Origin of the sequence: Streptomyces cupreus (assembly GCF_014257025.1) — a bacterium.
GTDB classification, from domain to species: Bacteria; Actinomycetota; Actinomycetes; order Streptomycetales; family Streptomycetaceae; genus Streptomyces; species Streptomyces cupreus.
The window spans coordinates 44,928-66,608 of sequence record NZ_JACMSF010000047.1; the positions used below are offsets into that span (position 1 = coordinate 44,928).

The 21,681-nt window shown below is 67.7% G+C and carries 26 protein-coding genes and 1 pseudogene; 12 read left to right on the plus strand and 15 right to left on the minus strand.

Annotation, left to right across the window (positions count from 1 at the left end; translation table 11 throughout):
• Positions 1-202 precede the first annotated feature (202 nt).
• Positions 203-832 (minus strand): trypsin-like peptidase domain-containing protein, encoded by a 630-nt coding sequence (locus H4N64_RS32825; protein ID WP_186286130.1) that lies wholly within the window; start codon positions 830-832, stop codon positions 203-205.
• Here H4N64_RS32825 and H4N64_RS45775 point away from each other — a divergent pair.
• Positions 820-1,051, plus strand: a pseudogene (locus H4N64_RS45775) (IS256 family transposase); the annotation flags it as partial. The gene H4N64_RS32825 and the pseudogene H4N64_RS45775 sit on opposite strands and share 13 nt — an antisense overlap.
• Before the next feature lie 24 nt (positions 1,052-1,075).
• Here the strand turns inward: H4N64_RS45775 and H4N64_RS32830 are convergent.
• The gene (locus H4N64_RS32830) at positions 1,076-1,810 is read right to left on the minus strand and encodes a hypothetical protein (protein WP_260860113.1); all 735 of its coding nucleotides are present in this window, start codon (positions 1,808-1,810) and stop codon (positions 1,076-1,078) included.
• Between the two features lie 77 nt (positions 1,811-1,887).
• On the opposite strand from H4N64_RS32830, the gene H4N64_RS32835 reads away from it, so the two are divergent.
• Both H4N64_RS32835 and H4N64_RS32840 read left to right on the plus strand, forming a co-directional pair.
• The gene (locus H4N64_RS32835; protein ID WP_186286134.1) at positions 1,888-2,460 is read left to right on the plus strand and encodes an ArsR/SmtB family transcription factor; all 573 of its coding nucleotides are present in this window, start codon (positions 1,888-1,890) and stop codon (positions 2,458-2,460) included.
• A 227-nt stretch (positions 2,461-2,687) separates the two neighbouring features.
• Entirely contained in the window at positions 2,688-3,341 is a 654-nt protein-coding gene (locus tag H4N64_RS32840; protein WP_186286136.1) for a class I SAM-dependent methyltransferase, read from the plus strand.
• 227 nt (positions 3,342-3,568) lie between these two features.
• On the opposite strand, the gene H4N64_RS46930 is transcribed toward H4N64_RS32840, so the two are convergent.
• Both H4N64_RS46930 and H4N64_RS32850 read right to left on the minus strand, forming a co-directional pair.
• The gene (locus tag H4N64_RS46930; RefSeq protein ID WP_418896309.1) at positions 3,569-3,682 is read right to left on the minus strand and encodes a helix-turn-helix domain-containing protein; all 114 of its coding nucleotides are present in this window, start codon (positions 3,680-3,682) and stop codon (positions 3,569-3,571) included.
• A gap of 240 nt (positions 3,683-3,922) precedes the next feature.
• Complete coding sequence (locus H4N64_RS32850) at positions 3,923-4,141, minus strand: hypothetical protein (protein ID WP_186286138.1); 219 nt, start codon at positions 4,139-4,141, stop codon at positions 3,923-3,925.
• Positions 4,142-4,205: 64 nt separating this feature from the next.
• On the opposite strand from H4N64_RS32850, the gene H4N64_RS32855 reads away from it, so the two are divergent.
• From H4N64_RS32855 to H4N64_RS32870, 4 genes are all read left to right on the plus strand, one after another.
• Positions 4,206-5,111: an NADP-dependent oxidoreductase gene (locus tag H4N64_RS32855; protein WP_186286140.1), complete on the plus strand. Its 906-nt coding sequence runs from the start codon at positions 4,206-4,208 to the stop codon at positions 5,109-5,111.
• Between the two features lie 78 nt (positions 5,112-5,189).
• Positions 5,190-6,251 (plus strand): alkene reductase, encoded by a 1,062-nt coding sequence (locus H4N64_RS32860; protein WP_186286141.1) that lies wholly within the window; start codon positions 5,190-5,192, stop codon positions 6,249-6,251.
• Between the two features lie 11 nt (positions 6,252-6,262).
• Positions 6,263-6,742: a MarR family winged helix-turn-helix transcriptional regulator gene (locus tag H4N64_RS32865; protein WP_186286143.1), complete on the plus strand. Its 480-nt coding sequence runs from the start codon at positions 6,263-6,265 to the stop codon at positions 6,740-6,742.
• A 543-nt stretch (positions 6,743-7,285) separates the two neighbouring features.
• Positions 7,286-8,194, plus strand: a complete 909-nt coding sequence (locus H4N64_RS32870; RefSeq protein ID WP_186286145.1) for an SDR family oxidoreductase — start codon at positions 7,286-7,288, stop codon at positions 8,192-8,194.
• A gap of 82 nt (positions 8,195-8,276) precedes the next feature.
• On the opposite strand, the gene H4N64_RS32875 is transcribed toward H4N64_RS32870, so the two are convergent.
• Together H4N64_RS32875 and H4N64_RS32880 are read right to left on the minus strand one after the other, a co-directional pair.
• Positions 8,277-8,633, minus strand: a complete 357-nt coding sequence (locus tag H4N64_RS32875) for an ATP-dependent DNA ligase (protein WP_186286147.1) — start codon at positions 8,631-8,633, stop codon at positions 8,277-8,279.
• Between the two features lie 22 nt (positions 8,634-8,655).
• Positions 8,656-9,255 (minus strand): Ku family protein, encoded by a 600-nt coding sequence (locus H4N64_RS32880; protein WP_186286149.1) that lies wholly within the window; start codon positions 9,253-9,255, stop codon positions 8,656-8,658.
• Between the two features lie 188 nt (positions 9,256-9,443).
• Here H4N64_RS32880 and H4N64_RS32885 point away from each other — a divergent pair, with 188 nt between their 5' ends.
• Positions 9,444-10,553, plus strand: coding sequence for a tyrosine-type recombinase/integrase (locus tag H4N64_RS32885; protein WP_418896310.1), 1,110 nt, complete (start codon positions 9,444-9,446; stop codon positions 10,551-10,553).
• Positions 10,553-10,879 carry a helix-turn-helix domain-containing protein gene (locus tag H4N64_RS32890; RefSeq protein WP_186286153.1) on the plus strand — a complete coding sequence of 109 codons (327 nt, stop codon included), beginning with the start codon at positions 10,553-10,555 and terminating at the stop codon, positions 10,877-10,879. Before H4N64_RS32885 ends, H4N64_RS32890 begins: the two co-directional genes overlap by 1 nt.
• A gap of 51 nt (positions 10,880-10,930) precedes the next feature.
• Here H4N64_RS32890 and H4N64_RS32895 read toward each other — a convergent pair whose 3' ends face one another.
• Positions 10,931-11,314 carry a hypothetical protein gene (locus H4N64_RS32895; protein ID WP_186286155.1) on the minus strand — a complete coding sequence of 128 codons (384 nt, stop codon included), beginning with the start codon at positions 11,312-11,314 and terminating at the stop codon, positions 10,931-10,933.
• Positions 11,315-12,214: 900 nt separating this feature from the next.
• Between H4N64_RS32895 and H4N64_RS32900 the strand changes: the two genes are divergently transcribed.
• Complete coding sequence (locus H4N64_RS32900; RefSeq protein ID WP_186286157.1) at positions 12,215-13,192, plus strand: hypothetical protein; 978 nt, start codon at positions 12,215-12,217, stop codon at positions 13,190-13,192.
• Here H4N64_RS32900 and ku read toward each other — a convergent pair.
• Complete coding sequence (gene ku / locus H4N64_RS32905) at positions 13,129-13,665, minus strand: non-homologous end joining protein Ku (RefSeq protein ID WP_186286159.1); 537 nt, start codon at positions 13,663-13,665, stop codon at positions 13,129-13,131. The genes H4N64_RS32900 and ku overlap by 64 nt on opposite strands.
• Positions 13,666-13,859: 194 nt before the next feature.
• Between ku and H4N64_RS32910 the strand changes: the two genes are divergently transcribed.
• The gene (locus H4N64_RS32910; RefSeq protein ID WP_186286161.1) at positions 13,860-14,231 is read left to right on the plus strand and encodes an MBL fold metallo-hydrolase; all 372 of its coding nucleotides are present in this window, start codon (positions 13,860-13,862) and stop codon (positions 14,229-14,231) included.
• Between the two features lie 79 nt (positions 14,232-14,310).
• On the opposite strand, the gene H4N64_RS32915 is transcribed toward H4N64_RS32910, so the two are convergent.
• Together H4N64_RS32915 and H4N64_RS32920 are read right to left on the minus strand one after the other, a co-directional pair.
• Complete coding sequence (locus H4N64_RS32915) at positions 14,311-15,420, minus strand: PP2C family protein-serine/threonine phosphatase (protein WP_260860114.1); 1,110 nt, start codon at positions 15,418-15,420, stop codon at positions 14,311-14,313.
• 250 nt (positions 15,421-15,670) lie between these two features.
• Complete coding sequence (locus tag H4N64_RS32920; RefSeq protein WP_222109687.1) at positions 15,671-16,426, minus strand: zinc-binding dehydrogenase; 756 nt, start codon at positions 16,424-16,426, stop codon at positions 15,671-15,673.
• Between the two features lie 828 nt (positions 16,427-17,254).
• Between H4N64_RS32920 and H4N64_RS44565 the strand changes: the two genes are divergently transcribed.
• Positions 17,255-17,605, plus strand: a complete 351-nt coding sequence (locus H4N64_RS44565; protein WP_222109688.1) for a hypothetical protein — start codon at positions 17,255-17,257, stop codon at positions 17,603-17,605.
• 50 nt (positions 17,606-17,655) lie between these two features.
• Here H4N64_RS44565 and H4N64_RS32930 read toward each other — a convergent pair whose 3' ends face one another.
• From H4N64_RS32930 to H4N64_RS32950, 5 genes are all read right to left on the minus strand, one after another.
• Positions 17,656-18,324 carry a hypothetical protein gene (locus tag H4N64_RS32930; RefSeq protein WP_186286165.1) on the minus strand — a complete coding sequence of 223 codons (669 nt, stop codon included), beginning with the start codon at positions 18,322-18,324 and terminating at the stop codon, positions 17,656-17,658.
• Between the two features lie 196 nt (positions 18,325-18,520).
• On the minus strand, positions 18,521-19,030 hold the full coding sequence (locus H4N64_RS32935; RefSeq protein ID WP_336246859.1) for a hypothetical protein: 510 nt from the start codon (positions 19,028-19,030) through the stop codon (positions 18,521-18,523).
• A gap of 207 nt (positions 19,031-19,237) precedes the next feature.
• Positions 19,238-20,791: a serine hydrolase gene (locus H4N64_RS32940; protein ID WP_186286167.1), complete on the minus strand. Its 1,554-nt coding sequence runs from the start codon at positions 20,789-20,791 to the stop codon at positions 19,238-19,240.
• Positions 20,792-20,957: 166 nt separating this feature from the next.
• Positions 20,958-21,197: a hypothetical protein gene (locus H4N64_RS32945; protein WP_186286169.1), complete on the minus strand. Its 240-nt coding sequence runs from the start codon at positions 21,195-21,197 to the stop codon at positions 20,958-20,960.
• Entirely contained in the window at positions 21,185-21,562 is a 378-nt protein-coding gene (locus H4N64_RS32950; protein ID WP_336246862.1) for a LysR substrate-binding domain-containing protein, read from the minus strand. The genes H4N64_RS32945 and H4N64_RS32950 overlap by 13 nt, the downstream gene beginning before the upstream one ends.
• Positions 21,563-21,681: the final 119 nt, after the last annotated feature.

A 21,681-nucleotide genomic window follows, 5' to 3' on the forward strand; every position in this document is an offset into this window, starting at 1 on the left:
CGGCCGGGGCAGGGTTCAGCGATGGTCTTCGACCGCAATCTCCAGTGCCGGCCGCGCAGCGGGCACCGGGCTCACGAAGACACGAGGATCACGTCGAACCGTGTCCAGGGGGCGACGACAGCGATGGCGGTACGCACTGTCGGCCTCCCCTCGAATCTGAACTCGGAACACGTAGGGCGTACCGGCCACTTGGGGCGGACGCCTACCGAGAGTGTAAGGACTGGGGCAGGTGCGAGCGCAGCAATTTCCCAGTGATGGGCACGGGCCGCGGCAGCGGTGACAGTCCTCGAGGAGGCAGAGCCAGGTGAGCCGCCAGGTGACGTTCCCCGTTGAGATACCGCGCCGGATCTGCGTCGTACTCAGGCGGCGCGACACGGATTTCAAAAGGCCCCTGTCGGCGGTGGGACAAAGCGGGGATGTGACCGACCCGGTGGCAGGAGTCGCGGTACGCACCCGCGTCGCTGCTCGCCTGTGAATCGGTGTCGCGTAGCTTGAACCGGGGGAAGCCGAGGATGCTGCAGGCCGTCTCGGCGTCAACGTCTGCCACCCGACCGAATACGACGCCGCGCGAGGCCAGTTCCTTGGGCCGGGGCGTGATGGCGAGGACGGCGGCGTCCTCCTCAGCCGAGGACCACGCGACAGTCGCCGCGGCAGTCCACTCGTCATCACTGTCGGCATTGAACCTGACGGTGACCTCTGAGTGGCCGTCGATCACGTGCGCCGCAGTGAGTACCGCGCCAGCGGTGAGGCGGTAGCCCGATCCGCGGCGGCCTGAGGCGTCGGGGAGGGTGACGATGACCTCGGCCGCGCGGTCGGGATCGCCGGGTACCAACCATCGAGTCGATCTTCGCGACGGTGCGGCTACGGACGAGGGTCACGAAGGGGCGCCGGCTCCCGCACGGCGGTCCTCGCGATGGTCTTCAAGCTCGTCCGAGTCCGCCCAGTCCGCTCGCGGGCCGTGAACGCATCTCCGTTCGTCACCCTCGTCCGGGCCGGAGCCCGCTTCGAGCGCGGCCACCTCGTAGCACGCTCCGAGGTTCACGCGGCCTGAGCCACTTCACCTCTCCGAACCCGTCTACATGTAGGGCCGGATGGCCACCGTCACATCCATGTCGAAGGCGTTCGCCCCCGCCGCGGCCGGCAGGCCCAGGGCCCGGTCGAGCGCGCGGCTCAGGGGGCCGCAGCCGCTGGTGCCCGGGGCGGCGAACTCCGCGTCCTGGGCACCGAAGGCGGCGACCAAGGGGTCCTTGGATATCACCCGGGTGGGATCGGTGTCCTTGAGCACCAGGTGGACCGCGTCCTCATCGCTGCCCACCGAGCAGCCCGACCACGGCAGGGCCGGTGGTCCGTACGTCAAGCCTATGGCGAACGTGATGTCGAACTCGCCGCGCCGGGTGTCGTCGGACAGGAAGTCCGCGTAGCCACCGTACTGCGGAGTCAGGGTCAACGGGGTGCCTCCCACCCGGATTGGCGCAGCGGTCATCTCCCCGAAGACCTGGCGGAATTCACCGTCCACACGGCCTTCCGCGAAGGTGATCTTCATAGGTTCGGTGAGCGGCTCGTCGACGGCGCCCATGCGCAGATGCCCCGTGGCGTGCATGACCTCGCAGCGCCAGGTCCCGGGGTCCGCACCCGCGGGCAGCTCATCGACGGTCGGGCAGGCGGAGAAGTCGAACTCGGGCAGGTCCGCGGCCCGTTCAGTTCCGTGCGCGGGCGCGGCGCCCAGGGCGAGTCCGGCAAGTAGGGCCCCCGCAGCAGCACTTGTGAAGCGGCGGCCTGTGCGATTCAAGGTCACTCGGTTCGGCGTCATACGCCCCAGCATTGCAGAGATTTCTCTGCAGAGGAAGGTCTGCAGAGAAAATGCTGCTATCTGGATAGACTGCCGCCATGACGAAAGAGCGCAGAGCGGAAGCCGCAGGCCGGCGCACCGTCGACAGCCCCGAGGTGCTCAAGGCCCTCGCACATCCCCTGCGCCTGCGTATCCTGCGCCACCTCGGCGCAGCGGGCCCGGCCACCTCAACCACCCTGGCCGCCGCCCTCGGCGAGAACACCGGGACGCTCAGCTACCACCTGCGCATGCTGGAGCGCAGTGGCCTCATCGAGGACATCCCCGAGCGCTCCACCGGGCGGGAGCGCTGGTGGCGCGGGGTGCGCGGCCTCGACATCCGCAGACCGCCTCAGGGCGAGCTGACGGAGGCCGAGCGCGCCATGTCGGCCGAGCTGGACCGTATGAGGATGGAGGAGGACGTCGAGCTCGCCCGGCAGTTCACCGCCGGACAGGCGGAGTCCGAAGGCTGGATGCGGGGTTCACGCAGCCTCATCCACCTCACGAAGGCTGAGCTGGGCGCGTTCCATGACGACTATCTGGCCCTGCTCGCTCGCTATGCCCGCGGGCCCGAGGACGCCCCCGCCGACGCACGACCCGTGCTCCTGCGCTGGTTCGGCCTGCCCGCTGACTGACCGGCCGGCCGACGAACTGCCTGATCAGCCGACTGGCCGTACGGGTGAGTTGAGGGAAGGGACCAGGTCGAGCCGACGTCTTCACGGGCAGCCACGGCCTCCTCATTCGAGCGACGCTTTGCGCGGACCTCGAACGAGAAGAAGATCAACAATCAGTCATGCCCCCATCGAGACCGCGGCCTGACCAAAATCACGGCCTGTCAGTTCTCTGGTCTAGGGTCCCCCGCATGGCTGAGCCCTCCTTTCTGACCGCCGTGCGCGAGTCGTACGACACGGTCGCCGCCGATTACGTCGAACGCGTCCCGCCTCCCGCCGCGATGGACCCGCTGTCACGCGGGATGCTGGCGGGGTTCGCCGAACTCGTGCGGACGGCCGGTCTGGGGCCGGTCGCGGACCTGGGATGCGGCCCCGGCCGCGTGACGGCGCACCTGGCCGGGCTGGGGGTGTCCGTCTTCGGTGTCGATCTGTCGCCGAAGATGATCGGGCTGGCCCGGCAGGCCTATCCGAGCCTGCGGTTCACCGAGGGCTCGATGACCGCGCTGGAGATGAGGGACGACGAGCTCGGCGGCATCCTGGCCTGGTACTCCACCCACCACACGCCCCCGCAGTGGCTGCCGGATGTGTTCGCCGAGTTCCACCGCACGCTCGCGCCCGGCGGCTACCTGCTCTGGGGAGACTATGTCGGCGATGAACGGCTGCAGCCGACCCAGGGCTATGGCCATCCGGTGTCCTACGAGTCGTATCTCCTGCCCCTGAACCGCATGACCGGCCTGCTGGAGCAGGCCGGACTCCTCGTCACCGCGAGGCTGGAGCAGGAGCCCGGCGGACGGGTGAACAGACCGCACGCCTGCCTGCTGGCCCGCAAGCCCGAAAAGCCCTGACGGGACTTGTTCCTGCGGCGAGGCCGCTCGTCTCAGATCGCCGACGGTCACAGCGCGGCGCTCAGGCCGCGGGATTGAGCACCGCAGGGTCTCCCGGCCGATGCGTATGCACCGTCCCGGGGCTCTGCGCAGGTAGGCGGCAAGTTTCCGCACCGACCAGCGCGTGAACGGCAGACCGAGCAGACTGGGGCGGGTGGTGGCCGTCTGGATGACGAAGCTCCTCGTCGTCACGTTCGAGCAGGCGGGGGACGGCCGCCCGCCCATCGAGGGTCCAGACAGGCCAGCCCTGTCTCGTTGAACTTGTGGACCACATCGCGGACGGTGTCCTCGTCGGCCTGCACGAGCCGGGCGATGACCGGGACGCTGCTTCGCCGGCCGAAGCCAGCACGATCATCGCCCGCCGATAGCGGACCGTGTTCGCGCTGCCGCGGCGCACAATCCGCTGCAGCTTCTGCCCCTCCGCGTCCGACAACCGCCGGACCCTGACCAGCTGCGCCATCCCACCTCCCGCCCCGAACAGATGCGTCGTCACATCCAACCGGCGCGAGGACGATCAACACCACTCCGGTGATCGTTTCCGGTCACGGCACTAGCCGACCCGGGCCCTGAACCAAAAGGGAGCCGCGGACCGCCAGGGTCTGGCCGGCCCGGTAGTCCAGCTTCCAGTCGAGGTAGCCCTTGGCGGTGCAAGGCGCGCTCCGGCGGGCGCCTCCCGCCTCGGCCGCCGCCCCGAGGAGACCGACGCGACCGTGACCGATCTTGCGCGGCCCGAGCGGCAGCAAATACTTGGCTAGCCACATGTTTACTGTTACGGTGATTATGTGTCTAGCCACCTAACCGGGTGGTGGCACGAGAGGAGTAGTCATGAAAGCCATCCTGTTCGACCGTTTCGGAGGCACGGAAGTGCTGCGCGAGGCGGACATCGAGGTCCCGCAGCCCGGCCCCGGGCAGATCCGCGTCCGCGTCAAGGCGGCCGGGCTGAACGCGCTGGACGGCAAGATCCGCTCCGGGGCGATGGAGGCCGTGTTCCCCACGCCGCTCCCCGCCGTCCCCGGTGGCGAGCTCGCCGGCGTGGTGGACGCCCTGGGTGAGGGTGTGCGGGACGTGCAGGTGGGTGACGAGGTGCTGGGCTGGTCGGACACCGGCTCGTACGCCGAGCACGCGCTGGCCACCATCGTGGCCCCCAAGCCCCCCGGCCTCGACTGGCAGCACGCGGTCGCGCTGCCGGTGGCGGGCGAAACAGCTGAGCGGGTCCTGAACCTGCTCGGCGTCGCCGCAGGGGAGACCGTGCTGATGCACGGCGCGGCCGGAGCGGTCGGAACCCTGGCGGTCCAGCTCGCCACCGCCCGCGGAGCACGGGTCATCGCCACCGCCGGCCCCGCCAACCAGGACTACCTCACCTCGCTCGGCGCCACCGCGACCCTCTACGGCGAGGGCCTGGTCGAGCGGGTCCGGGCGCTCGCCCCCGATGGCGTGGACGCGGTGTTCGACCTGGCCGGGAAGGGAGCCCTGGAGGACTCCGTCACCCTGCGCGGCGGCACCGACCGCATCGTCACCATCGCCGACTTCCGCGCGCACCAGCTCGGCATCACCTTCTCCAGCAGTCCCCGGGAACGCTCCGCCGCCCGCCTGGCCGCGCTGGCCCAGGACGCCGCGACCGGCAAGGTCGTCACCACCGTCACCGCCTACCCGCTCGACCAGGCCGCCACGGCCCAGCAGGTCAGCGACGCCGGGCATGTCCGGGGCAAGCTCGTCCTCACCCTCGACTGATCACGCCCGCCTCTCCTTCCGCCACACCCCCGCTTTCCGATCACCACCTGTGTTCATCACCGAACCGAAGGACCATTCATGCTGAACGCCCTGTGGACACCGACCACCGTCGGTGCCATCTCCCTCCCGCACCGCCTGGTCATGGCCCCCATGACCCGTGACCGCTCCACCCCTGAAGGCGTCCCCACCGAGCTGAACGCCGAGTACTACGCCCAGAGGGCCTCGCACGCGCTCATCATCACCGAGGGAACCCAGCCCTCCGCCGACGGCCAGGGCTACCTCCTGACCCCCGGCATTCACAATGACGAGCAGATCGCCGGGTGGCGCAAGGTCACCGACGCCGTGCACGCGGCCGACGGCCGGCTCGTCATCCAGCTGATGCACACCGGACGCATCGCCCACCCCGACAACACCCCCCACGGCCGCCGGCCGGTCGCCCCTTCGGCGATCCGGCCGCAGGGCACGATGTTCACCGCGTCCGGCCCCCAGGAGATGCCGACACCCCGTGCTCTGTCGACGCAGGAGGTCGCGGCGACCGTCGAGGACTTCCGCCGCGCCGCAGCGGCTGCCGTCGCGGCAGGCGCCGACGGTGTGGAGATCCACGGCGCCAACGGCTACCTGGTGCACCAGTTCCTGTCCGACAACACCAACCAGCGCACCGACCGCTACGGCGGTTCCCTCGACAACCGCATCCGCTTCGCCGTCGAGGTCGCCGCTGCCGTGGCCGACGAGATCGGCGCCGACCGCACCGGCCTGCGCATCTCCCCGGGCAACCCCTACAACGACATCGCCGAGTCCGACACCGCCGAGCTGTATCCGGCGCTCCTGCGCGCCCTCAGCCCGCTCGGCCTCGCCTACCTTCACATCCTCCACGCGGGCGACGAGGAGCTGCTGGGCACCCTACGCGCGCTGTGGCCGACGACGCTGATCCTCAACCGGGCCGGCACCGACCTGCCCACCCGCGCCAAGGACATCGACAACGGCACGGCCGACCTGGTCTCCGTCGGCGCCCTCGCGCTGGCCAACCCGGACCTGGTCGAGCGGCTACGCTCTGACGCGCCGCTGAACACCCCCGACCCGGCGACCTTCTACGGCGGCGGAGTGGCCGGCTACACCGACTACCCCACCCACACCGTCTGAGGAACCGAACCATGCCCACCCCCACACCCCGCACCCCCACGACGGCCAGCGAGGGGCCGATGAGCTACGCGATCTTCCAGCTCGCCCGCGCTCACCGGGCCCGTGCCGCCGCCATGCTCCGCGAGATGGACCTGCATCCCGGACAGGAACTGCTGCTGATGCACCTCCTGGACCGGGACGGCCAGACCCAGTCCGAACTGCTCGAGAGTGTCGGCCTGGACCACTCCACCGTCTCCAAGTCCCTGCGCCGCATGCAGGACGCCGGCCTGCTCATCCGCGAGCCGGCCGAACACGACCGGCGCGTCATGGTCGTCCACCTCACCGACAAGGGCCGTGCCATGCGCGAGCCCCTGGCAGCCATGTGGCAGGCCCTGGAGGAGACCTCTGCGCGGAACCTGTCGGCGCAGCAGGCAGAGTCCTTCGTCCGCACCGCCTACGCCATCGCCGACGCGATCAACAGCCGCGCTCTTCCGCGGGAAGAGTCCGAGTAACTCCCCTCGGCTCGCACCCCGGTTCCGGCCTGGAATGCGAATCGTTTCCGGCGTTCCCGCGAAGTGGATAGTGCTGCAGCGCACTCGGCTCACGAAGGCCCGTGCTGAACGGAGCCAGGCTCCCCGACTGTCGGGAGAAGCCCGGTGAGCCGAGCCGACGGATGCGGCGGAACCCGCCCGCTGCCCCAGTACGCCACGGAGAACGCGCGGTGGCGGGGCCTCAGCGTCAGGGGCAGGCGCGAGCTGTCCCGATGGAAGCAGGACGGAACTCATTCGGGGGAAAGGGCAGCACCCCCGCAGGGCCGGCTAGCCCTTCCCCGTCGCTGGCCGGCCGGCCGCACATCGAGGACGAACGCATCACCCGCGTCCCGGTCGCCCTTGACCTCGGCAAGCTCGCGCAGGCTGGCGGTGACCCGCGCCACGGATCCGCCCACCATAGGCCCGCCCCCTGAGCGACCCGGTCCGACGGCGCCCACGTCCGCGGCGACCACTGCCCCGCCCACCCAATCCCCTACCACTGACCTGATGGAAAGTGAGACGCCCATGACCACCACCCTCCCCGTCCTCGTCGTCGGCGCGACCGGCTCCCTCGGCGGCAAGGTCGTCGACGAACTGCTGGGGCGCGGTAAGAACGTCCGCGCCCTGGTCCGGCCGACCACCGACGCGAGCAGGCTCGAAAAGCGGGGTGTCGAGATCGCCCGCGGCGACATGCTCGACCTCGACTCGCTCGTCGCCGCCATGAACGGCGCCGATGCCGTCATCACCACCGCTGCCGGCTACACCCGCGGCGGCAAGAACGCGTACGACATCGACACCGTCGGCAACGCCAACCTCGCCGAGGCCGCCCACCGCGCCGGCATCCGGAGGTTCGTCCTGACCAGCATCCTCACCAGCGATCAGACGCCCGATGTCCCGCACTTCTGGCACAAGAAGGTCGCCGAGGACAAACTCGAACAGCTCGGCGTCCCGTTCGTCGCACTGCGCCCGGGGGCGTTCCTCGACCAGATCGCGAGCGCGGCGGGCAACCCGATCGACAAGGGCCGCCTGATGTGGATCGGCAAGACCACCGTCCCGCTGACCTTCGTTCACACCTCCGATCTCGCGGCCTACCTGGCGGCCGCCGTCGACGTCGAGGCCGACGACGGCGAGCGCATCGACATCGGCTGGGACCGCCCGGTCAGCATGCGCGAGGTGGCCGAGCTGATGGGCAACCGGGCCGGAAAGAAGATCAAGGCGTGGGCCGTCCCTTCCGCCGTCGCCCGCGCCGCAGGAGCCGTCGCCGGCCGCTTCATGCCCCTGGTCAAGGACATGGCCGCGATGTTCGGCTGGTTCGACAGCGGCCGCTACGTCGCCGACCCCCGCCGCCAGGAGCAGCTGTTCGGCCCCGTCCCCACGGCCGAGGACGCCCTCGCCCGGTACACCGACGAGCTGGGCACGGCACAGCACCGGTGACGGGCCCGCATCCCGGTCCCGCCGCCCGGGCGGGGGCCAACCGATGAGTGCAGGAACCGCTGTGACAGATCGTCACACACTCCTAGCGCACCCGGAATGGGACCTGCCGGGCCGACTGCAGCCGGGCTTCACCTGAACTGGCGGTGCCGCAACACCTGTTGCACCTGTTAGCGTCAACGGAACGGGCGCTGAGCTGCATGAAGCCTCGGCTAGCCTCGCGCCACAGTCGCTCCCCTAGAGAACATGCAGTTGCCGCCACGATCTCGGGAAACATCCCTGCGAGATCGGTGCCGCGACGCGAGCGCAGCACCACTCGCCCCGCTTCCACGGAGATCTGCGCCCGAAAGCCGTCCCACTTCGGCTCAGCCGCCCACCCCTGCGGCAGGTCGGGGCTGTTCACGGCCGCAGCCAGCATCGGCTCGGGCAGTGTCCAGGTCATGGGCGCGGCATTCGGGCGGACGTCAGGCGGCGCTCTTCTTGCGGCGGCGCCCGGCACGGGTGAGTGCGTCGACGAGCTGCTCGCGGCCCATCTTGGAGCGGCCCTCGATGCCCTGCTCGGTGGCCCGCTGGTACAGCTCCGCCTTGCTCAGCTGCCCCAGGTCGCCCTTTCCCGTGCTGCGCTGGCGGCCTTTCGAAGCCGTTCGTGCCGTCTTCGGCGGCGCTTTGCGGGCGGCGGATCTCTTCGCCGCCTTCGCGGCCGGCTTTCGTGCGGTCTTGCGGGCGGGGGCCTTCTTGGTCTGCCGCGACTCGGAGCCCGCCTTCTTGCCGCGGGCCTGGTCGAGGCTGCCTTGCAGGACGGACATCAGGTCGATGACGTTGGTGGCCTGCGGCGCCTCCTCCGCCACCGCGATCTCCTGGCCCTCGGCCTTCGCCTGCACCAGCTCACGGACCTTCTCCTGGTAGGTGTCGTGATACCGGCCGGGATCCCAGGAGGCGCTGAGGGCGTCGACGAGCTGGACGGCCAGCGTCAGTTCCTTGCCCTTGCCTGCGCGACGCGAGGGGAGTTCGGGCAGTTCCTTGCCGGGGTCGCGCACCTCGTCCGCCCAGTGCAGCGTCTGCAAGACCAGCAGCCGCTCCTCGGCGTTCTGAGCGGAATTGCACCGGATGCAACATTCGCAGACGCCGCGCAGGTAGCTGACCTGCAGCTCACCAGAGGGTTCGGTCAGTGCCCATCGCCCAGGTCGCGTTGCTGACCTGGGCGGCGTAACCGATTCAACGATGTTGCGTTGAATGCAACGTGAGTCATGGAGTGGATCTGCCGGGTGCTGCGCACCTGGTGCTGGCCGACGGTGTTGTGCACCTTGCTCCCGAGTCGGCCACCTTCGAGGCGATGCTGGAGGGTTGGGCCAGGCAACAGCGGACCAGGTTCCTGGACTGGAAAGGCACGATTCACCCTCGCTTATTGCTGGTGCGGCGGTTCGCCGACTTCACGAACGAATATCCTTGGCAGTGGAAACCGTGTGAAGTGGAAGCATTTATCGACCACCTTCGCGGACGACGGCAGAACTTTGCTGTATCGACTGCGCGCGGTTACCAAAACATCCTGCGTCTATTCTGTGAATACATTACGGATGCGCGCTACGGCTGGCCGCTGAAGTGCTTGGAATATTTCGGCGAGGCACCTGCACAGATTCTCCACGAGTGGAACACCGTTACCCATTCAAGCGAGTACGAGGGATCTCCTGATCGCCGCCCGCTGACCTATGACGAGGTCCAATCCCTCTTCGATGCCGCTGATGGGCGCGTGGAAGAGATTCGAGCCCGTGGCCGCAAGGGTGCGCTCGCCGCAATGCGCGACTCGGCAATTCTCAAGACCGTCTATGCTTATGGTCTGCGGCGGCAAGAAGCAGCTAGGCTGGATCTGCCCGATCTGCGGCGCAACTCGAAGCTTCCGGACTACGGGCGCTTCGGAGCTCTATTTGTGCGTTACGGGAAGGCGTCCAAGGGTGGCCCGCCAAAGCGACGCACTGTACTGACCGTCCCAGAATTCGACTGGGGTGTGGATGTTCTCGGTCATTACCTAGAAGAGGTCCGACCCCGCTTCTCGCCGGGGAATCATCCCGCTCTTTGGGTCACTGAGAGACGAGGGCGTATTTCACTGAGGCGTCTTGACGAAGCCTTTGAAACCGCCCGTAAAATCGCTGGAATCTCTGAAGAGCTTGACCTGCACAGCCTTCGACACAGCTATGTTACCCACCTTCTAGAGTTCGATTATCCGGAACGCTTTGTGCAGGACCAAGTCGGTCATGAATATGCTTCGACAACTGCCATCTACTCCGGCGTGTCTGACGAGTACAGAAACCGTCTTGTGCAGAGGTCTTTGAAGAAACGCCACGCCGATCTATGGGAGATGCAATAGTGATCAAAAAGATGGGGACCCGATGGAATCTGCGCAAATTGATGGCAACTCGCGACATGTTCCAGACCACGGACCTGGTGCCACTCCTTGCAGAACGCGGAATCCACCTCTCGCGCGAACAGGTCTTCCGATTGGTCACCCAGTCTCCGCAGCGCTTGTCCATGGATACGCTGGCGGCCCTCTGCGACATCCTTGCGTGCACACCGAACGACCTCATCGAAGTCGAGGTCGTCAATACCGAAGTCCGCAAGACAGTTGGAGGCGAGGCTGGGCCGGCGCCTGCTCCGATCCGCAGGACCACTATTCGAAGGCCCGGAGACTCCTGAATGGCACCACTTGATCGGAGGGCTGCTCTTGCTCGGGTGACAAGACAACTCTCAGAAAATCTGCCGGAGTTGCCGCAGGAGGCTTTGGCTGCCGCCTTGGTGGCTGCGCGGTGCGACTGCTATCGCGGACTGAAAGAACTCGACGAGCATATTGCGGCTCACCCACATGCACTGATCACGGCCACGCCGAACGCCCCAAAGGCACTGATCCGGCTTGCCCACATCCTTCACGAGCAGGGACAGCAGGCAATCGTGCTGCCCTCTTGCGCTGTCTGCGGGACCGTCAGTCAAAAACTGCCACACGTTGACGGCGAGGGCGGCCGCCTCTGTGAGCCCTGCTTCCGTCACTTGCATCCCAAGCTGTGCGCCCGCTGCGGCAAGCTTGGAAGGATCGCGACTCGCAAACCTGAAGGCGGAATCTGCAAGAAATGCCACGAAGCTGACCCTGCGGCGCTGACGACTTGTGCAAGTTGTGGTCGACTTCGCAGAGTCAACGTGCGCCAGGCTGACGGCACGGCACTGTGTTCCTCCTGTTGTCCAAAACCTATGCACCAGTGCTCGGTGTGCGGTAGGAAGGCCCCTGCTCGGGCGAACACCAAAGACGGTCCCGTTTGTGCTAGCTGTTACCGCTCGCCGGCGCGAACGTGCGGGAAGTGCGGGAAAACCCGTCCCATCGCAATTAGGGCGACTGGCGATTCCCCGGACCTCTGCAGCGGTTGCTACTACGGACCTGTCGGTTTGTGCTCCATCTGTGCTCGAACTCGACCTTGCCGTCGTGACCGCGTCACAGGACAACTCACCTGCGCCCGATGTCATTCTCGGCCCAAGCAGATCTGCTGGCGTTGTCGACGGAATAGCGAAGTCCACGCACTTTGGCCGGTCGGTCCCGTTTGTGTCTCCTGCTACCAACACATGCGAATCAATCCAACCGCATGCGCCGACTGCGAGGCGGTTCGAACCCTCGTCGGCAAGAATTCTCTTGGGAAGATGATTTGCAGTCCCTGCGCAGGCGTTCTCAAGGATTACAACACCTGTCGCACCTGCGGACAAGAAGGGTACCGATACGCTGATGGCTCTTGTGACCGCTGCGTCCTCAAGAGACGGCTCCAAAATCTGCTCGCCGGCCCCGACGGAGCCATCGCCTCACAGCTTCACCCCTTGGTAACTGCCCTGGAATCCGTACCCCATCCCTCCCGAACTATCCGCTGGCTAACAGGAATTCGTGCAGGCCGAGCAGCTGAGATCCTCATCGAAGTGGCACGAAGCGGGCTGCCGGTAACTCATGAACTCCTTGACGAGTTCCCGCCGGGACAGGCTTTGAGTCACGTTCGTGGAATGCTCGTGCACTCGGGAGCCCTGACCGAGCGAAACGAATATCTTGAACGCATTACCCCATGGCTTGACCGGCTATTGGAGCATGAGCCAGCGCACCATGTCCGCCTGATCCGCCCGTTTGCGCACTGGCACGTTCTCCTCCGAGCACGTCGCAAGGCGCGGCGGCGAAGCATCACCTACGGATCCAGCGAGTTCGTGAAGTCCAGGATCCGAATCGCGTTGCATTTTCTGACCTGGCTCGATGAGCAAGAGAGGTCGCTCGACACACTGCGCCAGGAAGACATCGACCGCTGGCTCATCTCCGGCCCCCGCCAGCGATACGCCATTCGCTGCTTCCTGGACTGGGCGGTCCGCCGCCGCATCGTTGGCTCGATCGCGGTTCCGGCTCCCCGCGATGGACATCCCGTGCAATTCATCGATGAAGACCGGTACACCGAGCTACTCAGGCGCTGTCTCAACGACGTCGATCTCCCAGTCGACGTTCGAGTCGCTGGCGCCTTGGTCCTGCTGTTCGGCGTCACTGTCCAACGTGTTCTGCAATTGCGGCTGGAAGATCTCAACCGCGGGAATGACAGCATCGATCTCATGCTTGGGGATAAACCTGTCAGGCTCCCACCACGCCTGGCTCAATTGGTGCTTGAGCTTGCGGACTCGCCTCGCGATCGATCGGCTGTGGGCCGAGCCGTTGGCACCACTCAATTCCTCTTCCCCGGCAGGGTACCTGGCCGACCTGCCCATGCAGCTGCCTTCGCTAACAAGCTGAACCGGCACGACATCAAAATCACGGCAGCCCGCAACACCGCTCGCATCACACTGGCTCTCGATCTACCCGCGGCCGTCCTTGCTGACCTCTTCGACATGCACATCAACACCGCGGTCCGCTGGGTGCATCGGGCGAAGCGGGACTGGAGCAGCTACATCGCGGCACGAGCCGAGGACCTCAACCACCAGGGAATACCGCAGCGATGGAACAAGTGATCTCCGCCAGTACGCAGCGCGGTGAGGTACTGCTTGCCGCGCATGACGAACGTCGCGATCCCGGCCTTGTCCGAATCCTCGAGCGCCGCGCGGAGCAGCTCGTAGACCTTGGTGTGCTCCTTGCCGCGGGGCGCGACGTAGTACGTCCGGGCGAAGTAGACCGGCTCGATGTCGGCCAGCTCGACGAAGTCGGTGATGTCGATGGTCTGGGAGCGGCCCGGCGCGATCCGGTCCAGCTCGTCGGGCTCGACGACGATGTACTCCCCCTCGGCGAGCTCGTAGCCCTTGACGATGTCCTCGGACGGTACTTCCCTGCCGGTGCGCTCGTTGACGCGCCGGTTGCGGATCCGGTCGGCGGTACCGCGCTGCAGCTGGTGGAAGTGGACCGTGTGGTCCTCGGTCGCCGTGTACAGGCCCACGGGCAGGCTGGCCAGTCCGAAGGTGATCACACCGGTCCAGATCGAGCGTGCCATGACCGTTCACTCCCGTGCCTGATGCTGCTGGTGGCGGGCCCGGCAGGGTGCGCCTGCTGACCACGGTGTCACTCCTCAACCAGGGGCGCGCGCCTGGCGCCGGCGTGGAGAGCAGCAGGTGGAGGGGTGGGGGGAAGGCGGGCATTGGGCTTTAGCCCGAGTGGACCCAGCGCCACCACGCCGAGGCACAGGGCGTGGGCGACATGATCAAGGCCAGGCAGCCGCAAGTGCGCACCGTGGCCGTCGGCGAGGAGACCTTCCCCGGCGTCCACGTCATGCTCAGCCCCGGCCACAGCGCGGGACACACCGCCTACGTCATCAACGCCGGCCGGCAGCGGGTGATCGCCTTCGGTGACACCTTCCACTCCCCCGTCCAGATCACCCACCCGCTGTGGGAAGCCACCGCCGACCACGACCGCGGACAGTCCGCCAGCCTCCGCCGCAGCCTCGTCACCGAACTGGCCGGGTCCGACACGATCGGATTCTGCGTCCACTTCGCCGACGTGGTCTTCGGCCGCGTCCACATCGACGGCGGTCGACCGGCCTGGCACCCGGTCGACGCCTGAGAAGAGCGCATCCTCGCCCTCACCGCTCTCGATCGCCGATGAAGAGGCGGCAGGCTGCGCTGACCTGCCAGGGCCCTCTTCATGCGAGCCGGTCGATGAGGATCATCGCCACGTCGTCCGTCAAGCGGCCCTCGGTGTGGCGGATCAATGCCTTGTGCAGTTCGTCCAGGAACTCCTGTGGGGAGGTGCCGACGGGTATCTGCTCCATGGTCTCCGGCAGATGGAGGAAATCGTTGTCACGGTTGCGGGCTTCGATCACGCCGTCGGTGTAGAGCAGCAGCCGGTCCCCGGGCTGGAACGGGTAACCCTCGGGCTTGGCAGGAGGGCCGTTGACGAGGTCTTCGAAACCGAGCGGCGGCAGTGGCGAGGCGGGCATCAGGGCCTGAACCTTGCCCTGGTGCAGTACCAGCGGAGGCGGATGACCGCGGTTGACCAGGTGCACCACCTGTTCGTCCGGCACCTGGGCGATGACCGCGGTGGTGAACCCCTCCATGAGGACTTCGGGAAGTTCTGCCTGAGAGTAGGTACCTGGCACGGCGGCCTCTCGCCGCAGCGCGTCCGCGCAACGGTTCATGACCTCCTGCACTTTGTCCTCGTAATGAACGGCCTCCCGGAACGCGCCCAGTGCCACCGCGACCGCGCGTATGGCGGACAGCCCTTTCCCCCGGACGTCCCCCACGATCAGGCGGACGCCGTAGCGCGTCTGCACGGCCTCGTACAGATCGCCGCCTATCTGTGCCCCTGTCCCGGCCGCGAGGCACAGGCTGGCCGCCCGTACCGGGCCCAGGAACTCGGGGACAGGCCGCAGGACGACCTCCTGAGCCGCCACCGCGATCCGGCGGACCTGGTCGAGCTCACTCTGCCTGCGCGTGCGCGCCGCGTTACTCAGGATGACACTGGCCACAGACACCACGATCAGCCCCAGGAAGTTGCCGATGATCAGCTGGGTCTGGGTTCCCCACGACTGGTTGTAGGTCGCGGAGGTCACGTTCACACCCGCAGCGAGGGCTGCCGCGGACAGCGTGCCCATCGGGCCCATCGTCAGCGCGGCCAGCGCCGGCGTCGTGGTGAGGACGGGACCGGTGACCAGATTGTGTGCGGGCGAGAGCTCGATGCTCAGCACCCCCAGCGCGATCGCGAAGGGCGCACACTGCGCCAGCGTGAAACGGACCTCGCCGCGACCGCCCATTCCTGGTCGAGAGGACGCTCCCGGCCGAACGGGTGAGCGAGGATGTGACCTCATGGGAACAGACTGCCTCGCGGAAGCTGCTACGGCCTCCCGGAAACCCGTGACCAGCGGCGCCCCTGCGCTCCTACGGTCACCAAATTGAAGTAATTGGCCCTGGTCTGCACCACATGCCACAGGCTGCCTGCCGCCCCGGGTCGAGGACGGCAGGCTGATGGCGCCTACGACGCTTTCTCAGGGCCTCGACTGGACGTCACGGCGTGACGTCCACCAGAACCTTGCCGACGACGCCGCTCTCCACCGCCCGGTGCGCGTCGGCGGTGCAGTTGAGCGGAAAGCGGACCAGTGGCAGGCCGTGCACCTCGCCGACGGGCAGGGCACCGCCGCGGACGGCGGCGGCGACGTCCGTGGCGGCCGCGGCGCGTGCCTCCGGACCGGCCGTGTAGAGCACCAGGAACTGGAAGCGTGTGTTCAGCACCATGTTCTGCAGCACGTCCAGTTCGACCGGCTTGCCACCGTCGTTGGCGTAGGTCGAGATCGTGCCGCGCGTCCGCAGCACGGCCAGGTCCAGTGCGAGGTTCGCGCCCAGCGCCACCTCGGCGACGATGTCGACGCCGTCCGGGGCGATCTTGCGGATCTCGACGGCCGGGTCTCCCTCGCGATAGTTGATCACGTGGTGGGCCCCGGCAGCGGTGGCCAGCCGGGCTTTCTCCGGGCCGCTGACCGTGCTGATCACGGTGGCACCGGCCCATCGGGCGAGCTGGATCACCGCGTGCCCGACCGCCCCGGCCCCGCCCGCGGCGAGCACCACCCTGCCGTCGAGTGCCCCGGGCTGCAGACGGCGCGGCCCGTCCTCGGCGACGGTGAGCGCGCGGTGCGCGGTGAGCGCGGGGACGCCAAGCGAGGCGCCGACGTCGAAACTGGCCTCATCAGGCAGCGGCACGGCCCGATCGGCGGGCACGACGGTGAACTCGGCAGCGGTGCCGGTGGGCCGCCCGGCGGCGGCCATGAACAGCCAGAACCGCTGACCGACCCGGCTCTGGTCGATTCCCTCACCGACGGCGTCGATCGTGCCGGCTCCGTCGAGGTGCGGGTGACCTGCACATGCATCACGGGGGGGCGCGGCTGGGGCATGGTCGCTCTCGGGAAGTGTTGGGGAGAACGGCCCGCGTCGCGAGGTCGACTTGAACCGCCCGGCTTCGGTGGGCGAGTGGTCGGGGCCAGCGAGGCGGCGCCGGTGACCGTGGAGGGGCCCAATGGTCCGGGACCCGGCTGCGGCCCTGGGTCGCCCGGGCAGTTCACCCATGTCCCGGCGATCGACGAGGCGATGTTCGCTGACATGTACAAGAAGGAAGCTCAGCGGCTGTTCAACTTCCTGTCGGTCGATGACCTGGTCAAAGCCCTGAGTGCGGACAGCGGCATCCACTGCGGGCACGCGCCGAACAGAGCCACACCACACCCAGCGTCCGCCGCTTCGCGGCCGAGCAGGTGAAGTACGCGGCAACCTTCCTCCACTGGCTCGGCGAGCGGAACACCACCCTCGCATCCTGCCGACAGGCCGACATCGACGCCTGGTGGGCCGAGAACAGTGAACACGGCCGAACCTGTTCCAGGGCGTTTCTCAACTGGGCCATGCAGGGCCGCCGTTGCAGACGATCGCTCTCCATACCGGCGATGAAGACTTCCCGGCGAGCCGCGCTGAGCGAGGACGAGCGCCTGGACGCCCTCGGCCGACTCCTGGCCGACACCGCGAGACCGCTGCGACTCCGTGTCGCTGGGGTCATCGTGCTCCTCTACGCAGCCTCTGGCCCGGATCGTCCGGCTCACGGTCGACGACGTGATCCGCGACGGAGTAACGGTGCTGCTAAGGCTCGGAGAACCAGCCTCGCCCGCTCCTGCACCGGTCGCCTCCCTGCTGCTGGAGCACATCGCGGACCGCGACAACATGAACACCGCCACCAACCCGGCATCCCGTGGCTTTTCCCCGGCCGCAGCCGCCCGCGGCGCCGCCATCCGGCAGCAACTCCTGGAAATGCCCATTCCCGTCGTCGCAGAGGCTCTCGGCTACCACGACAAGACCACCACTCGGCTCCGCAACGAGACCGGTGGGGCATGGAGCCGTTACGCCCCTGAGGATCACTCAAGATCGCCAGCGGGCTGGGCTCCTAAGGGAGCCGGCGACCGCTGAATACGAAGGCCCACCAGCAAAAACGTGCTGGTGGGCAGCCGGATTGGCTCTCAGCGGGCCTGCGGGTAGCCGATTTCGGAGATGTCTTGGGCCAGGTCTGCCAGGGTGACCTCTACATTCAACGACGACACGAGTTCCTGGTTCAGTGGCCGCAAGGCATACAGGTCACTCACCGATTCAAGATCTACAGGGACCTCGTAATAGTCCTCGGCGAAGCGCTGGAACGCTTCGGGTGAGCGGTCGACCAGTAGTTGGAACAGACCCGTCGCCCCATCAGGGTCGGCGCGGTTCGAGGGGAAGTTGATCGTGCCGTGGTGCCACTGATCGTCCGTCGTCTCCCGCCACAAGCAGGCCGTCACGACGGGCACGCCGTCCTCGTCGGTGAACGCCGGCTCCTCGACGAAGGGCTTGAAGACATCGGGAACGTCGTCGATCACTCCCGGCCAGGGCTCGCCATCGTGGCCATATGGGTTCATCGGCGATTCGTGGCCGAAGCCGCGGACATAGACCCCGGCCGCCGAGAACACGATGGAGTACTCGTCTCCTGACCCGTTGCGCATCGAGGCCATCTCCTCGCCTTCGGCCCAAGTGGCGTTGAAGGAGTAGTACCGGCTTTCCCAGTCCGGGCTCAGGATCGCGTCGAGCATCGCAAGCGAGCGGCACAGGTCCCGCAGGTCGACGATGTTGGGAAGCTGGCGGGCTACGTCACAGACAGTCACGGGCTCATCCAACCGGATCCCTCTGACATCAGCTCCACTCCTGCCAGACGTCACGGTCAGTAGCAGTTCCAGAGCCGGACGGGCCAACACGCGACAGTTGAATGGGCGAGCCCACCAGTACCGAGGCCCGAGAAGCCCGCGGGTTCAGAGAAACCGAATCATGTTCAGCGGGGACTCGCAGGACGATGCGTGCGCATCAGCTGGGCGTATCCGTGAGGTGGGCGGGAACCGTTGGGCGGGTCGCGAGCCGGCGGGCTTCGGCCGCGACCTCGGCATCAACCTGGTCCATGGTTCTGTCGCCGTATTCGAGGATGTCGTACTCGTCGTCGAGTTCGGCCAGCCGCTCAGTCAGGGGCAGCTCATGTCCGTAGCGCTGATGAATGCGCAAAGTGAACTCCCGAGGCGTGAGCTCGCCGGCGAGCATATGGCGTGCGAGGGCTCGGGCGGCGGCTTCCTGGCCGACCTTGCTGGCAACCGGATAGAAGCTGAGGCCGAGTTCGGCGAGTGCTGTGGGAAGCAAGTCGTGGACGTCGTAGTCCGCCTCGGCACGAGTGCAGGCGGCGAGTGTCCGAAGGCCTGGAGTGTCGAGGCCGGCGACGAGCGCATCACAGGCGGCACTGACGACCTCGCTCGCGCGGATCTCCCCCATGCTCCAGAGGGCGGCATGGTCCTGTAGAGCGATTGCTGCTGCTTCGGTCGACGTCACGCGTCCATGATTCCCTTCACGGTCCGTCACGGTCGAGCAGATTTCATCGAAGGTGCTGTTCAGCAGCCTGTCCCAGCCACCTCGGCAAGATGGAGCGGGCCGGGCCCGTGGGTTCAGGGCCTCTTCGAGTTGTCGGTCGACGCGGAGCCGCACCAGCGTCGCGACCTGCCCCCGCAACACGGCGAGTCGCCGGCCCGCTCGACTACTTCACCTTGAAACGTCGGCGCGGGTGAAGGTGCCGAGGCCCTCGCTGTCCAGGTACTCGACAGTGAAGGACTTCCCGTCCGAGGTGAAGGTGACTCCGGTGCGGCCGACGGCGTTCTCGCCCGCGGTCTGGAAACTGAACGTGTCGCCGTCGTAGTGGGTGAGCCGGTACGACTGGGGTTTGGGACCCAGTTGGAGGGTCAGTGCGCCGTCGTTGCCGGCTACGACCCGGGCCTGTCCGTAGTAGTCGTTCTCGTAGGTGCCCTCGTAAGAATCGGCGTCCTGCGCGGGGGCCGCGTCGGAGGGCGGGTGGGCGTAGTCGGTCTTCGACCGGCCCTCGTCCGCCTGCTGCTGGTACACCGCATCGACGAGGGGGATCCAGTCGCGGCTGATCTCGCCCGTCTCCGCGATGTCGAAGAAGTCCAGCGCGACGGCGTCGGCGACTCCGACCGGTGAGGAGTTGGTCAGGACGACGATGCCGAGCTGCTCCCCGGGCAGCATGGTGACGTTGGTGTGCGCGCCGAGCGCGAAGGCTCCCGTGTGCGAGAGCCTGAGGCGGCCCGCGTCGTCGTAACTTACGTTCCAGCCCAGGCCGTAGAAGCCGGTCCGGGCGGCCGGGGCCCGCGGTGGGCTCGCGACCGACTCCGGCCAGTGCGTGCGCTCCAGCGCGTCGGCTTGGATGATCTGCTCGCCGTCGAGCTTGCCGTTCGCGAGCTGGAGCCGCATCCACACGGCCATGTCCCGGGCGCTGGAACTGACACCTCCGGCGGGGGACTGCGCGTCCGGGTCCCGTACGAACTCCGCTCTCCAGTCGCCGTCTTTGGTCTGGACGTGGCCCCAGGCCCGGTTGGCGGTGTTCTCGAAGTCCTCGAAGCGTGAGCTGGTGGAGTCCATGCCGGCGGGCTTGTACAGGGTGTCCTCGGCGAGCTTCTCCCAGGCCACGCCCTTGTCGTCGGCTACGGCCTGAGCGGCGGCCGTCAGACCGAAGTTGGTGTAGGCGTAGCTGGCGCGGAACGGCGCGAGGGGCTCGTAGCGCAGGTGGGACAGGATGTACTCGCGGTCATAGCCGAGGTCTTCGAGGAGGTCCCCGGCGTGGTCGGGCAGGCCGCTGCGGTGGGAGAAGAGGTCGGCGACCGTCACGTGGGAGGTGACCCACGGGCCCTTGAGGCGGAAGTCGGGCACGTTCGGGGCGACGGGCTTGGTCCAGCCGTCGACGCCCACGGCTCCGGCGACGACGGTGGAGGCGATCGGTTTCGACACGGAGGCGAGCTGGAAGACGGTGTCCGCGTCGACGCGGGCCTTCTCGCCCTCCTTCCGTACGCCATAGCCCTCGATGTGAACGACTTTGCCCTCGTAGACGACGGCGACGGCCACACCCGGGGCTCCGGTGCGTTTCATGGCGCTCTCGACGACTCCGTCGAGCCGGTCGACGGCCCGCTGCACATCCGCGTCGTCGAGTTGGGGTGGCGGCTGGGGCGGAGGCGGGGAAGGTCCCGGTGCGGTGACACCCAGCAGCGCTGACAGACTGGCCGCGGCAATCCATGCCCATGTGCTCACCTCTCCATTGAAAGTCCCGCGACCGGGTCTGTCGCGCGCAGCGGGACGGGCCCCCTGGAGTTCGGATCGAGGGGCGTTGGGTCGCGCGGTCGCCCCAACCGGCCCGTCAGGCAACGGCTGGGGGGAAGGGGCGGGCGGTATCCCCTGCGGTCCGGCTGCCGCATGATCAGCAGGCCGCGTACCCGGCGGCCGACTGCGCGCCCTCCACGGCACGGTCCAGCAGCGTGACGAGCACGTCGACGATCGCAGGGCGGGCTTTGGGGCGGCTGACCGCGAGGATCTCCCGGTGGAGCGGGGCCACCCCCGCGGGCACGATCACCCGGTTGACCCCGGTGTCGTTTCCCGCGCCAAGGAGCGTGGCCCAGATCAGGCCCACCGCGAGTCCGGCCCGGATCATGGCGAGCATCTGTGCAGGTCATCGGTCTCCAGCGTCACCTCGGGCGCGATGCCGAGTTCTCCGGCCCAGCGGTGCAGCAGGCGCCGGTCCAGGTTGCGCGCGAGGCCCGAGACCCACTCCCGTTCCAGGCATCCGGCCAGTTCCACCGGGCGGCGGCGCTCCGGCTCGGCGCCCGCTACCAGGACCAGCGGTTCACGGCCCAGGAGGGTGATCGCCAGCCCTTCGCACGGGGCCCGCGGGCACTCTTGCAGACAGCGGTAAGCGACGAGCAGGTCGATGTCCCGCGACCGCACCCTTGGCAGGCCCTCGCCCGTCTCCAGCCCAGGTACTGCTGCTCCGGTTCGGCTGCCAGGCGGCGTTCCTACGAAGCGGATCGATGCCTGACGTCAGTGCGGATGGTGTCCCTCGTCGTGGTGTACGGGATCAGCGGTCAGGAGTGCGCGGGCGTCTGCCCGGGGCGCACTTCCACGGGTGAGTACCGCTCCCTGAACAA

What these genes read in the sequence shown, in the direction of transcription:
- H4N64_RS32920 (WP_222109687.1), bottom strand. Translation starts at nt 16,426, where the DNA reads ATGGCCGCCGCCGGGCGGCCCACCGGCACCGCTGCCGAGTTCACCGTC.
- H4N64_RS32915 (WP_260860114.1), bottom strand. Translation starts at nt 15,420, where the DNA reads ATGGGCGGTCGCGGCGAGGTCCGTTTCACGCTGGCGCAGTGTGCGCCC.
- H4N64_RS32840 (WP_186286136.1), top strand. Translation starts at nt 2,688, where the DNA reads ATGGCTGAGCCCTCCTTTCTGACCGCCGTGCGCGAGTCGTACGACACG.
- H4N64_RS32870 (WP_186286145.1), top strand. Translation starts at nt 7,286, where the DNA reads ATGACCACCACCCTCCCCGTCCTCGTCGTCGGCGCGACCGGCTCCCTC.
- H4N64_RS32860 (WP_186286141.1), top strand. Translation starts at nt 5,190, where the DNA reads ATGCTGAACGCCCTGTGGACACCGACCACCGTCGGTGCCATCTCCCTC.
- H4N64_RS32875 (WP_186286147.1), bottom strand. Translation starts at nt 8,633, where the DNA reads ATGACCTGGACACTGCCCGAGCCGATGCTGGCTGCGGCCGTGAACAGC.
- H4N64_RS32855 (WP_186286140.1), top strand. Translation starts at nt 4,206, where the DNA reads ATGAAAGCCATCCTGTTCGACCGTTTCGGAGGCACGGAAGTGCTGCGC.
- H4N64_RS32945 (WP_186286169.1), bottom strand. Translation starts at nt 21,197, where the DNA reads ATGCTCGCCATGATCCGGGCCGGACTCGCGGTGGGCCTGATCTGGGCC.
- H4N64_RS32900 (WP_186286157.1), top strand. Translation starts at nt 12,215, where the DNA reads ATGCTCGTGCACTCGGGAGCCCTGACCGAGCGAAACGAATATCTTGAA.
- H4N64_RS32835 (WP_186286134.1), top strand. Translation starts at nt 1,888, where the DNA reads ATGACGAAAGAGCGCAGAGCGGAAGCCGCAGGCCGGCGCACCGTCGAC.
- H4N64_RS32865 (WP_186286143.1), top strand. Translation starts at nt 6,263, where the DNA reads ATGCCCACCCCCACACCCCGCACCCCCACGACGGCCAGCGAGGGGCCG.
- H4N64_RS32830 (WP_260860113.1), bottom strand. Translation starts at nt 1,810, where the DNA reads ATGACGCCGAACCGAGTGACCTTGAATCGCACAGGCCGCCGCTTCACA.
- H4N64_RS32850 (WP_186286138.1), bottom strand. Translation starts at nt 4,141, where the DNA reads ATGTGGCTAGCCAAGTATTTGCTGCCGCTCGGGCCGCGCAAGATCGGT.
- ku (WP_186286159.1), bottom strand. Translation starts at nt 13,665, where the DNA reads ATGGCACGCTCGATCTGGACCGGTGTGATCACCTTCGGACTGGCCAGC.